The organism is Novosphingobium decolorationis, from assembly GCF_018417475.1.
In the GTDB taxonomy this organism is placed as follows: Bacteria; Pseudomonadota; Alphaproteobacteria; order Sphingomonadales; family Sphingomonadaceae; genus Novosphingobium; species Novosphingobium decolorationis.
The window spans coordinates 2,317,951-2,329,651 of sequence record NZ_CP054856.1 but is presented as its reverse complement, the minus strand read 5'-3'; the positions used below and the strand labels follow the sequence as shown (position 1 = coordinate 2,329,651).

General features: G+C 67.7%; 12 protein-coding genes. 7 read left to right on the top strand and 5 right to left on the bottom strand.

The features are described from left to right. Window positions 1–230 precede the first annotated feature (230 nt). Both HT578_RS10740 and HT578_RS10735 read left to right on the top strand, forming a co-directional pair. Window positions 231–764 carry a DUF1697 domain-containing protein gene (locus HT578_RS10740; RefSeq protein WP_039390539.1) on the top strand — a complete coding sequence of 178 codons (534 nt, stop codon included), beginning with the start codon at window positions 231–233 and terminating at the stop codon, window positions 762–764. 77 nt (window positions 765–841) lie between these two features. Further along, on the top strand, window positions 842–1,003 hold the full coding sequence (locus HT578_RS10735; RefSeq protein WP_226635131.1) for a YqaE/Pmp3 family membrane protein: 162 nt from the start codon (window positions 842–844) through the stop codon (window positions 1,001–1,003). 185 nt (window positions 1,004–1,188) lie between these two features. Here HT578_RS10735 and HT578_RS10730 read toward each other — a convergent pair whose 3' ends face one another. After that, a complete protein-coding gene (locus HT578_RS10730; RefSeq protein ID WP_213499398.1) occupies window positions 1,189–1,557 on the bottom strand; it encodes an RcnB family protein in 369 nt (122 codons plus the stop codon). A 110-nt stretch (window positions 1,558–1,667) separates the two neighbouring features. On the opposite strand from HT578_RS10730, the gene rbfA reads away from it, so the two are divergent. After that, a complete protein-coding gene (gene rbfA, locus HT578_RS10725; protein ID WP_213499396.1) occupies window positions 1,668–2,084 on the top strand; it encodes a 30S ribosome-binding factor RbfA in 417 nt (138 codons plus the stop codon). 88 nt (window positions 2,085–2,172) lie between these two features. Here rbfA and HT578_RS10720 read toward each other — a convergent pair whose 3' ends face one another. Beyond that, complete coding sequence (locus HT578_RS10720; RefSeq protein WP_213499393.1) at window positions 2,173–3,828, bottom strand: DUF1963 domain-containing protein; 1,656 nt, start codon at window positions 3,826–3,828, stop codon at window positions 2,173–2,175. Window positions 3,829–3,984: 156 nt separating this feature from the next. On the opposite strand from HT578_RS10720, the gene HT578_RS10715 reads away from it, so the two are divergent. Both HT578_RS10715 and HT578_RS10710 read left to right on the top strand, forming a co-directional pair. Beyond that, entirely contained in the window at window positions 3,985–4,575 is a 591-nt protein-coding gene (locus tag HT578_RS10715; RefSeq protein ID WP_213499391.1) for a thymidine kinase, read from the top strand. A 64-nt stretch (window positions 4,576–4,639) separates the two neighbouring features. Beyond that, window positions 4,640–5,332: a site-2 protease family protein gene (locus tag HT578_RS10710; protein ID WP_039390544.1), complete on the top strand. Its 693-nt coding sequence runs from the start codon at window positions 4,640–4,642 to the stop codon at window positions 5,330–5,332. On the opposite strand, the gene HT578_RS10705 is transcribed toward HT578_RS10710, so the two are convergent. The 3 genes from HT578_RS10705 to HT578_RS10695 form a co-directional block, all read right to left on the bottom strand. Continuing rightward, window positions 5,329–6,534 (bottom strand): GGDEF domain-containing protein, encoded by a 1,206-nt coding sequence (locus HT578_RS10705; protein WP_213499389.1) that lies wholly within the window; start codon window positions 6,532–6,534, stop codon window positions 5,329–5,331. The two genes, HT578_RS10710 and HT578_RS10705, sit on opposite strands and share 4 nt — an antisense overlap. Before the next feature lie 152 nt (window positions 6,535–6,686). Then, the gene (locus HT578_RS10700; RefSeq protein ID WP_039390558.1) at window positions 6,687–7,439 is read right to left on the bottom strand and encodes a peptidylprolyl isomerase; all 753 of its coding nucleotides are present in this window, start codon (window positions 7,437–7,439) and stop codon (window positions 6,687–6,689) included. Window positions 7,440–7,550: 111 nt separating this feature from the next. Continuing rightward, window positions 7,551–8,258 (bottom strand): GcrA family cell cycle regulator, encoded by a 708-nt coding sequence (locus HT578_RS10695; RefSeq protein WP_213499387.1) that lies wholly within the window; start codon window positions 8,256–8,258, stop codon window positions 7,551–7,553. Between the two features lie 97 nt (window positions 8,259–8,355). Between HT578_RS10695 and HT578_RS10690 the strand changes: the two genes are divergently transcribed. Together HT578_RS10690 and HT578_RS10685 are read left to right on the top strand one after the other, a co-directional pair. Beyond that, window positions 8,356–9,234, top strand: coding sequence for an ABC transporter permease (locus tag HT578_RS10690; protein WP_039390560.1), 879 nt, complete (start codon window positions 8,356–8,358; stop codon window positions 9,232–9,234). A 107-nt stretch (window positions 9,235–9,341) separates the two neighbouring features. Beyond that, window positions 9,342–11,609 (top strand): putative bifunctional diguanylate cyclase/phosphodiesterase, encoded by a 2,268-nt coding sequence (locus HT578_RS10685; protein ID WP_239026585.1) that lies wholly within the window; start codon window positions 9,342–9,344, stop codon window positions 11,607–11,609. Window positions 11,610–11,701: the final 92 nt, after the last annotated feature.

Genomic DNA, 11,701 nt, shown 5'->3' with positions numbered 1-11,701 from the left:
TAGGCCTTGCCCGTCTCGCGAAAGCGACACAGACAGCTGCGGCCCGCGTCGGACACCACGTCCGGCGCGGGCCGTCGCCGTTTGGGGCGCGGCAAAAAGGGGATTGGGGGAAAACTGGCTGGCGGACTTGCCGATGCGGCTGTCTCCCAGGGGCTGGAACGGCTAGGCTGCGGGTGCTTTTCCGCGCTGGCCTGTCTGGGCGGCGTGGCCTTGTTCGGAGTTCTTCGCTGATGCCCCGCTACTGCGCCTTCTTCAGTTCGCTCAACGTGGGCGGCAACCGCCTGACGATGGAGGAACTGCGCCACGCGCTGCGGCGCGAGGAGATCGACAACGTCGAGACCGTGATCGCCAGCGGCAACGTCCTGTTCGATTACGAGGACCGTCCCACCGAGGGGCTGGAGGAGCTCTTTGGCTTCATCATGGCCGAGCGCTTCGACATCGACAGCTTTGTCGCGATCCGTACGAAGGACGAGGTGCGCGCGGCGCTGGAGGACAACCCCTTCGTGGGCTTTGGCGAGGACGCACAAGTCCACACCCATTTCCTGCAGTCCCAGCCCCCTCAGGAGAACTTCGACGCGCTCCTCGCCGCCTACAAGGGCCGCGGCGAGGAGAAGTTCGCGCTCGGCGAACGCTGCCTCTTCGTGGATTACGTCCACGGCGTGGGGCAAAGCCGTCTGACTCCGGCCTTCATCGAGCGGCGTCTGGGGTGCCGCACGACCGCGCGCAACGCCCGCTCGCTGGGACGCATTCTCGCCAAGATGTGAAAGCCATCCGGGGCCGGTTTCACAGCTGCGGAACGAGTCGTCGGATGCCGGGTTGTCCCTGCAAAGGAGATACCCCGATGATGTCACTGATAACGCTGGTCGCGACCGTTCTCTTGCCGCCGCTTGGCGTCGCCCTGAAGCATGGGCTGGGCAAGACATTCCTGCTCAACCTGATCCTCACGATCATCCTGTTCCTGCCCGGTCTGCTGCACGGCATCTACGTCAATTACATGCGCTGAGCTGGCTGTCTGTGTCGGCACCAGAAGGGCAAGCGAAGGGAGGATGCGAGGGCCATTGCCCTCGGGCTCCCGACTTGTCGACCTCATCGGTCGCGGCCCGCGTGGCGCGTATACGGTGAGGTCGACCGTTCGGGGGCGGGGGCCATGGCCCCTTGAGAGCGGGTCTGCCCCCCCAGTTCGTCGTCCTAGCGGAACAGTCCGCCATAGACCTGGAAGACCTTGTAGCTGGAGGTCCCGATCAGAAGCACGTCGTTACCCGCGCGCACGTAGCGGTAGCCGCGCTTGGGGGCGGGCAGCTTCCTGAAGCGCTTGTAATCGACGATCTGGTAGTTGCGTGCGTGGGCCTGGTCGAACCTGTCGCCCTTGCGAAAGCTCTTGTAGCTCTTCGGGCTGGCCTTGGCCTTCTTCACATATTTCGCCGGAGCCGGTGCGCCGTGGCGGGTCTGGCTCTTTGCCGTGGGCGCGTGGCCATGTTGCGGCGCGGCCAGGGCAGGCGCGCCGGCGAGGGGAAGGGCCAGGGACGCGCCGAGGAGGGTTGCGGCAAGTTTGTTCATTTTATTGTTCCTTTATGTGAACGCCTGTACCTCCTTAACCCCACGCCGCATGGAAAGTGGCGTAATCAATTGTTGCAAATTGTCGTGTTCGGCCCACATGGAGGACAACCATGGCTCGACAGCAAATCACACCCGAACAGCACTCCGTCCGCCTGCTCAAGGTGGGCGAGCAGGTGCGCCACGTCATCTCCGAGATCCTCACCCGCCAGCAGGTGCATGACGCTACGCTGAGCGGCCACTCGGTCTCGGTCACCGAAGTGCGCATGACGCCGGACCTGCGGCAGGCGACCGTCTACGTGAAGCCGCTCCTCGGCGAGGACGAGGAGGCGGTGCTCAAGGCGCTGCGCACGAACACGGCCTATTTCCAGAAGGAGGTGGCCCAGCGCCTCAAGCTCAGGTTCGCGGCCAAGATCCGCTTCCGCGCCGACGAGACCTTCGACGAGGCGAGCCGGATCGACGCGCTTCTGAACGACCCGCGCGTCCAGCGCGACCTCGACGACGAGGAAAAGGACGGCGACGAAGACTGATCGCGCCATCGCCTTGCACCAACCAAAAGAGGCCCGGACACTGTGTCCGGGCCTCTTTTGGTGTGTGGGGCTGGAATGGCTGGAGCTATCAGCTGGGCACGAACAGCGCGCGCGCGCGGTCCCAGTTGCCGTGCGCGGCGTCCTCGGGCGCGATGCGGATCTGGAAGCGGGCTTCCTCGGGCCAGCACCATTCGATCATGTCGTCCCAGGCGAGGTCGACGAGCACGATCTCGTCGCTGTCCTGGGCGGGCACGAACAGGCGGTGCGTGCCTTCGGCGGGGAGGCGGTACTCGGCGTTGAGGCGCGCGAGCATGGCTTCGGGAATCGCCGCGACCGCTTCGGGGGGGCCTGAAATCGCCGCGCGCAGCGAGACCGTCGCCATTTCGCCCAGCGAGCCGGGAATGCTCTGGCCGATCAGTTCGCCATAGCGCTCGTGCGCTTCGGGCAGGAGGTCGCGCACGATCTCGAGTTCCTGCTCGCTCAGCACACCCCAGGGTGCGCGGCCCTCGGTGAAGCTCTCAAGCGCGGCCAGCATGTCAGGCAGCGAGCCGCGTTGTTCCTCGATCCGGGCGAGGTCGGCTTCCAGGCCTTCGATGTCCTCGCGCGCGTCTTCCAGCTCGTAAGGGTCGGTGTCGGGATCGTTCTCGATCCGCTTCAGTTCCTCGCGGGCCTGAAGCAGGTTCGCGCGGTGCGCCGCGATCGGCGCGTCGGCCTGTTCAAGTCCCTCGCGCAGGCGATCGGCGAAGTGCTGGACCGAATGCCACCACAGCGTCTCGACCGGCTCGCCCACGCCCACTGCGTAGAACGGGTGGTCGCGTTCAAGCGGGGTGCCGATGGCGTCTCCGGCATGGACCTCGATGGGCCAGTAGGGAAAGAGCCAGCGGGTCAGGCGCGAGGTGTGCTGCGGGAAGGGCATGGCCGCACCTTCCTCGAAGGCGGGGGGCAGGTCCTGCGGGGGATCGGTGAAGTCGGCGGTAACGTCTACGGCAAGCGGCACGACGCCGCCGTCGCCGAGGAACACCGCCAGCGAGCCGGCGCGGGGCAGCGAGCCTTCCGCGCTGCAGGCGGCGATGTCGGCGAGGTCGATCTGGGCGAGGAAGGGCAGGGCGATGCCGGAAAGGTCGCGCGGCCAGGGCGTATCGCCCAGGCGCGGGAGGCCGCCGAACCAGCTGCTGTCGCCAAACCAGTCACGGCCCGGTTCCCGCACCTTGCGCACCAGGGTGAGCGGGGTGGCGGTGAAGGGCTCGGGCGTGGGCTGCGCAGGCAGAGGCTCGGCCGCAATGGGCTCTGTCGGTACGGGCTGGGCGGGTACCGGCGCGGGCTGTGCCGCGCGTTCGACCTCGGGGGCCGGGGCTGGCCGGGGAGCGGGTGCAGGCGCTTCGACAGGCGCATCTTCGTCCTGTTCGGCCTCGATCAGGTCCTGCGCGCCGGGGGCCTGGGGGTAATGGTCAAGATCGAGTTCGTCGGACGGGTTGAAGAAGGGCTCGCCCTCCTCCTCGTAGCGCGTGCGCGTGGGGATCAGCGCCAGGACGAGCGAGAGCGCGAGGCCGATCCCGATCGCGATGAGGGCACCGGTGCTGCGCCCGACTGCGGCCTCGATGCCGTCGACCAGGCCGTCGAGCCCGGCGAGGAAGCCGTTGAGCGCGCCATCCGCCGTCGGCGAGGCGACCGGGGCCATCGCGATGTAGATCGCGACCGCTATCGCCAGTCCCATCAGGACGAAGGCGGCGATCATTCGTTTCATGGCGTGCTCCACTGCCGTGCTGTGCTCTGTCGACGGCCGCGCAGGCCGCCTTGCGGACGCGCGCGCCCGGTGCAACTTGGCGTTGATCCTTCCTGCCGGGGAGAACGCAGAGCAAGCCCGTAGACAGCGGCGCGAGCCCTGTTATCCCCAGCAGCGATGGCCAAGCTCTACTTTTACTACGCCAGCATGAACGCCGGGAAGTCGGCGACCCTGCTCCAGGCGAACTTCAACTACAACGAACGCGGCATGCGCACCATGCTGTGGACCGCCGCGCTCGACAGCCGCTCGGGTGGGCTCGACGATGCCTACGCGATCGAGAGCCGGATCGGACTTCATGCCAGCGCGCACCGCTTTGCGCCCGAGACGGACCTCTATGCGCGGGTGAGCGCCGCGCACGCGGCCGAGCCGCTGTCCTGCATCCTCATCGACGAAGCGCAGTTCCTGACAGCAGGGCAGGTCTGGCAATGCGCGCATCTGGCCGACAAGGCCAATATCCCGGTGCTGTGCTACGGCCTGCGCACCGACTTCCAGGGCGCGCTCTTTCCGGGCTCGGCGGTGCTGCTGGGCATCGCGGACACGCTGGTGGAGCTCAAGGGGGTATGCCACTGCGGGCGCAAGGCCTCGATGAACCTGCGGGTCGATGCCACCGGCGGCGCAGTGAGCGAAGGCGCGCAGACCGAGATCGGCGGCAACGAGCGCTACGTGGCCTTGTGCCGCAAGCATTTCAGCGAGGCGCTGGGCCACTGATCGCGCGGGCTTTCGGGCGGGCGTTCAGCACCCGGCCATAGGGGCCAGGCTAAGGGACGGGACCATGGAACTTACAGCTTTGCAGATGGCGGCGATCCCTCTGCCACTGATCCTCGCCATCGTCTTTCACGAAGTCTCGCACGGCGCCGTGGCGCGCCTGCTCGGCGATCCCACGGCGCACGCGGCCGGGCGCCTGACGCTGAACCCGCTGCGCCATGTCGATCCGGTGGGGACCCTGCTGGTGCCGGGCTTCCTGGCGCTGGTCCACGCGCCGGTCTTCGGGTGGGCGCGGCCGGTTCCGGTGAACAAGCGCCGCCTGAACCATCCGCGCCGCGACATGATGCTGGTGGCCGCGGCAGGCCCGGGGAGCAACCTGGTGCTGGCCGCGCTTTCGGCGGTGCTGTTCGGCCTCCTCGCCCGTTTCCTGCCCGAAGAGGGTGGCGGTGTGAGCGAGTTCGCCGCGCTCAGCCTGACGCTGTTCATCCAGTTCAACGTCTTTCTGGCGCTTTTCAACCTGCTGCCTGTGCCGCCCTTCGATGGCTCGCACATCGTCGAGGGCCTGCTGCCCCCGCCCGCCGCGCGCGTCTATGCCCGGGCGCGGCCCTTCAGCCTGGGGCTCATGTTCCTGATCCTGCTCGGCGTGCCCTATGTCTTTCCCGACTGGAACATCGTCGAGCGGGTGGTTGTCCCGCCCTTCCTGTGGGTGATGGAGCAGTTCTTCGCCCTGGCGCAGGCGGTGGCGGGGCTGAGCGGCTAGGCCGCGGTCCCGGAGGCGGGATCGGGCGGAATGACGCGAAAGCCGTTCCAGTCGTCATGGCCTGCCGCGATGACCCGGTTGCGTCCGGCCAGCTTGGCGCGGAACAGCGCCTCGTCGGCTGCGCGCAGGGCGCTCTTGCGGTTGGGGTAGGCGTGGACGTCGGCGACCCCGGCCGAGAAGCTGATCCGTCCGAAAGGGGTGTTGGTGGCGCGGTTGACGAGACGGCGCGCGGCGATCGACGCGCGCGTCTCGTCGAGGATCGTACAGGCCGTGGCCAGGTTCGATCCACGCAGAAGCACCACGAATTCCTCGCCGCCATGACGTGCGACATGGCACTTGTCGTTGGACAGTTCGGCCAGAGCCTGCGCGACGGTGCGCAGCACGCGGTCCCCGGCCTCGTGGCCGTGGGTGTCGTTGACGCGCTTGAAGCGGTCGATGTCACAGAAGGCAACGCACAGGGGCTCGTTCTTGTCCTTGGCCTGGGCCAGTTCGTCCTCGAACACGGCCTCGAAGGCGCGGCGGTTGGGAAGGCCGGTGAGGTGGTCGATCTCGGCTTCGCGGCGGGCATCTTCGAGGCTGCGCTGGAGTGCTTCTGTCTCGCGCTCGGAGCGGGAGATCTCGCGCTCCATGTCGCGGGTACGGCGCAGCATCTCACGCGCGACAGAGGTCAGCGCCGCGATCGCGCTGCTGGCCTCCTGGCACGGCGCGATGCCGCCCAGGGCGTCGACCTGCTCGGCAAGGGTCTCGTTGTAGCTGGTGGTGGCAGAGCGCGCAGCGGTGGCGGTACACCCGAACTTGGCAATGGCGCCCTCAAGCTTGCGGACAAGGGCGTGGATCTGGCGTGCACCGCTTTCCTCCTCGTCGCAGCGCACCGTCTCTTCAAGCCATTCGACGGTGAGCGGCGCGCCGCTCGCGACATGTTCTCCGACCAGGCGCACCAGCGCGGGGTTGGCGCCGGTCACGACATCGTGCGCGATGGTGAGCGTGTGGGGGCTGACCGGCAATCCGTGCCCCATGAGAAAGCGGGTGATGTCCTCCAGCACATGGCGCCGGCGCTTGTCGGCAGGGCTTTCCGCAGGCCCCGGCAGTGTGTCCGTGGTCGGCGGGGGCGGGGGAGGAGGTTCGTCCTCGCGCGCAGGTCCCAGGCCAAGCCAGCGGGCCCAGCCGGGGCTTCGGGAGGTGCCGGGATCGTGCGCGTTCATGGGCGAGGCTGACCGATAGCTGCGTTGCTCCAGTCCATCGGCGGGCCTTTGCGGGCTCGCTTCCGGGGAGAGGGCAGACTAGCCGGGCACGGTTTCGCCTCGGTTGCGCGCGGGCGCAGGGATTTCCCCTGCGTTGGTGGCGCTGTTCCCCGTCAGCTGGTCGGAGTGGGCGATTCCGCTTCGGTGGCCGGAGATTGGGGCGTCTCGGGCGCCTTGGGCGGCGCGGAGGTGCGCCGGGCGCTCAGGATGGGGACCTCGTTCTCCAGGATGTCGCCCTTCATGACGCCTTCGCCCTTGGTGGCCGAACGTGGCTGCGACCAGATCGCCTTGACCACGTCCATACCCGCAGCAACGTGGCCGAATGCGGCGAAGCCTGCGCCCGGATCTTCGCCGGTGTTGCCGTCCTCGGCGTCGAGGGCAGGCATGTCCGAAAGCATGATCATGAAGTCGGCCGTGGCCGTGCCGGGCGCGAAGCGGGCCATCGAGATCGTCCCGGTGGTGTGCTTGATGCCGGTCTCGTTGGTGCTCTCGTGCGCGACGGGGGCGAAGAGCTTTGCGGCGTTGCGCACGCCGCCCTGGAGCAGGCCCTGGTCCTCACCTTCCCCGTAGGGCAGGTGCATGGCGCGGTAGAACAGCGCGCCATCGAGGTTCTTCGCATCGACGTACTTGAGAAAGTTCGCCGAGGTCTTGGGCGCATGGGTGGTGTCGAGCGCGAGCGTGATCGTGCCCTTGGCGGTCTTGAGCGCGACGTAGGCGTATTCGGCCGGTTCGGGTGCGGGCTCGGCCGGGGCTTCTACCGCAGGCGTCATCGCGCCGGGCGCAGGAGCGGTTTCCTGGGCGGCAAGGCCCGCAGGCACGAGAGCCAATGCGGCGGCAAGGCTAGCGCAGAAGGTCAGGCGGCCCATGGTCGAACTCCCGGTGGCAGTGATCTCGCTGGCTGGGTTTCGCATCCCGGCCCGATGCTCGGGAGCAGCGGGCCGGGATCCGGAATTTTTCAAAAGTGGCGGGCGGGTGCCTCAGCGCACGCGCGGACCGCCGAAGGGCAGCGGCGGCGGGGGACGGCGCGAACCGCGCGGCAGCTGTGCCTGGTAGGCCCGGCCGCAATGCTCGACGCAGTACGGGAAGCCCGGATTGACCTTGTCGCCGCAGAAGTGGAAGTCCGGCTCACCCGGGTGCCCCATCGGCCAGCGGCAGATGCGGTCGTTGAGGTCGAGCAGGCTGGTCTTGTCGGCGATCTCGGGGCTCGGCTTGGCGGGCACGAGGCGGCGCGGCGGTGCCGGCGGGATCGGCGGCTGCTGATCGCCGGGGCCCTGGCGCAGGAAGCCGCCGGGGCCGACCGAGACGATTCGCGGCTTGTCCGAAGCGGGCGTGTCGGACGCCTCTTCGGTTTCTGGCTCGGGCGCGGGGGCAGGGGCCTGCGGACGCGCTGCGGCCGGCGCGCGGGCCGGAGCCGCGGGCGCGGGACGCGCTTCGCTGGGCGCGGCCGGGGCTGCTGGCGCGGGCGGTGCCTCGCTTGCCGGTTTCGCCTTCTTGGGCGCGGGCGCGCGGGCGGGCTTCTCGTTGGCCTTCACCGGGGAAGGACGCGCCTTCAGGCCCAGGCGGTGGGCCTTGCCGATGACCGCGTTGCGGCTGACGCCCCCGAGTTCTTCCGCGATCTGACTGGCGGTGGCCCCGCCTTCCCACATCTTGGTCAGCTTCTCGATGCGCTCGTCCGTCCAGCTCATTCCTGTTCCGTTCCTCACAGGACAACCGCGCGCGGGTTGTCCGAAATTCAAAAGGTGGCGCTTGCCATGCCAAACGTCAGCCGATAGTCGCCGGGGCATGGACGATCAAACGAATTCGACCGAACTCCACAGTGCCGAGAGGCCCGTTGAGCCCCGCCATTTCCCGGCCAAGGGCGAGCCCATCATCCACACGGTGAACTGGGTCGGGCTCGGAACCCTCTATATGAAGGAGGTGCGCCGCTTCTTCAAGGTCCAGACGCAGACGATCTGGGCGCCTGCGGTGACCACGCTTCTGTTCCTGGTGATCTTCTCGCTGGCGATGGGCCGCGGGGACCGCATGGTGCTGGGCGTGAACTTCGCGACCTTCGTGGCGCCGGGCCTGATCGTGATGGGCATGATGCAGAACTCGTTCGCCAATTCCAGCTTCTCGTTCCTGGCCGGCAAGATCCAGGGCACGATCATCGACTACCTCATGCCGCCCCTGAGCGAAGCCGAACTCATGGCCGCGATGGTCGGGGCTGCGGTCACCCGTGCGGTGATGGTGGGCCTGGCGCTGTCGATCGCAATGCTGCTCTGGCCCGGGGTCGACCTCTCGATGGCGCATCCCTGGGCGGTCGTGTGGTTCGGCCTCATCGGGGCGGTGTTCCTGGCGCTGCTGGGCCTCCTGTCCTCGATCTGGGCGGAAAAGTTCGATCATAACGCGGCGGTGACAAACTTTGTCATTGCCCCTCTCTCGCTGCTTTCAGGTACGTTCTACGTCATCGACAACCTGGCGCCTGCATTCCAGGTCATCAGCCGCATCAATCCCTTCTTCTACGTGATCTCGGGCTTCCGCTTCGGATTCCTGGGCGAAAGCGACATCGGTGATACCAACATGGACGTGCTGCACAGCGCGCTGGGCATGACGCTTGTCGATGCCGTGCTGGCCGTCGTGGTCTACATGATCCTGCGCTCGGGCTGGAAGCTCAAGGGATAGTTCTCGCGCATGCCGTATCTGCCACACACGGGAATTTGTTGGGGAAGGCAGAAGGTGGCTTGGGATATTAACCAAATCGCATCCCTTGCGGGGGCAGTCTGGCGCCCGTGAAGGAACGGCGTGCCCATCCCCCCGGGGGCGGTTCGGACCGACGCGGTTCGGCCTTTGCCTTGTCGCTGGCTCTCGCCATCATGGTTCTGGGCACGCTGCTGGTCGCGCTGCTCCAGTGGTCTGGCAGCCAGGTCGATCGGATCGCCCGCGAGCGGGACCAGGCGACCGCGAAGACCGTGGTGGCGCAAAGTGTCGAGCAGATGAGCCATGGGCTCGAGGTCGGCGCGTCCTCCCGCGCGCTGCTGGGCCAGTTGTCCGGCGGCGATCCGGATCTCGAATGGCTCGATGTCTTCGCCGAGCGCTGGTTCACCGACTACGCGGGCCTCGCCGAGACCTATCTCCTGTCGCCGGAAGGCGCGCCGCTCTACGCGATTCGGGGCAACGCACGGGTCGCAGCGCACAGCTACATCGGGATCGAGCAATACGCCGCTCCGCTGGCCGAACAGATGCGCGCGGCCACCATCCGCAACCGCACCCAGAACGACGGTTCGAGCACGCGCACGCCGGTGGTGGCGGATCTGCGTTTCCTGCGCGGCCGCCCCGCGATCCTCTCGGTAAAGCCGGTCCTGGCCGGCCAGGCGTCCGATGGCGAGCGCGTGGGCGCGGTGCCGATGGTGGTGGGGGTCGCCTATCTCGACGGGTCTTTCTTCGAGCGTTTGGCGCAGCACTACGGGTTGGCCGATATGCGCTACCAGTCCGGTCCACGCACCGGACCGGGTGAGACCTCCGCGCCGCTGCGTGATCGCTCCAGCCAGGTCATGGGCTATCTTGTCTGGCGGGCCTTCGCGCCGGGCCAGCAGGTCGTCTCCGCGCTCGGCCCCGTCTCGATGCTGTTGGTGCTGGTCGTCGCCTCGGTGGTCTTTTTCCTCGCCAGCCGCCTGACCCGGCGGACTCGTGACCTGGCCGAGAGCCGCAGCGAAGCGCACTATCAGGCGCTCCACGATCCGTTGACGGGACTGGCCAACCGCATGATGTTCGAGGCCTGGCTCGATGAGGCGCTCGAGCGCTGCGAGCAGGGCCCGGAGGGGGCGGGCCACCTGGCGCTGCTGTGCATTGACCTCGATCGCTTCAAGCTGATCAACGACACGCTGGGCCATCCGGCGGGCGACGAACTGATCCGCCAGGTGGCCGCGCGCCTGCGCGCCGAAGTGCGTGACTACGACATGGTCGCGCGCATGGCGGGGGACGAGTTTGCCATTGCCATCTGCGAGCCCGAGGACCGCGCGGCGGTCGAGGGGATCTGCGCGCGCATTATCGAGCAACTGGCCCGGCCCTTCGACCTGTTCGGCGCACGCGCCTATATCGGCGGCAGCATTGGCGTTGCCCTCGCTCCCGATGACAGCCGTGAGCGGACCGAGCTGACCCGACGGGTCGACATCGCGCTCACGACGGCCAAGGCCGAGGGGCGCGGGCGTTACCTGTTCTTCACCCCGGCAATGGATGCGAAAATCCGTGCGCGCGAAGAGCTGGTGCAGGCGCTGCGCCACGCCGTGCACGAAGACCCGGCGCAGTTGCACGTCCATTATCAGCCCATGTACTGCGCGCGGACCGGTGCCATTCGGGCGGTCGAGGCGTTGTTGCGCTGGGAGCACCCTGAGCGCGGTTTCATCGGCCCGGGCACCTTCATCCCGCAGGCCGAGGAATCGGGGCTGATCGAGGCGCTGGGCAACTTCGTCCTGCGCCGCGCGCTCGAGGACGCGCGGGCCTGGCCCGACGTGCGGGTCAGCGTCAACATCTCGCCCTCGCAGATGCGGTGTACCGATTTCGTGACCCGTGTCCGGGACCTGCTCGAGGAGAGCGGGGTCGCTCCGCAGCGTCTCGAACTGGAGATGACCGAGACCGCGCTCATGGCCTCCTCGCGCGACGTGCGCCGCACGATCGCGGCGCTGCGCGAGCTGGAGGTGGCCTGCGCGCTCGACGATTTCGGGACGGGCTATTCCTCGCTCAGCCACATCCGCGACATGGCGGTCGACCGCATCAAGGTCGACAAGTCCTTCGTCGCGGCGATATCGACGCCGCAGGGGGCAGGGCTGGTGGAGGCCATCGTCAGCGTGGCCCGGGTGCACGGCATGGCCGTAACAGCCGAAGGCGTGGAAACCCCGATGCAACTGGCGTTCCTGCGCGACCTGGGATGCCACGAGTTGCAGGGCTTCCTGCTGTCTCATCCGGTCTGTGCGGAAAACCTGTCCGCGCTCCTGGCGGAAAGCCGAGCGGGGCAGGGCCCGGCGCTGCAATGGGCCGGAAGCGACGGCTGGGCGATCTGAGATCGCCGAATAGCGCCGCAAACCGCCGCGCTTGGAGCATTTTCCAATCAGATGGAATCATCTGCTGGTTCAGAAAATGCGTCAAGCCAATG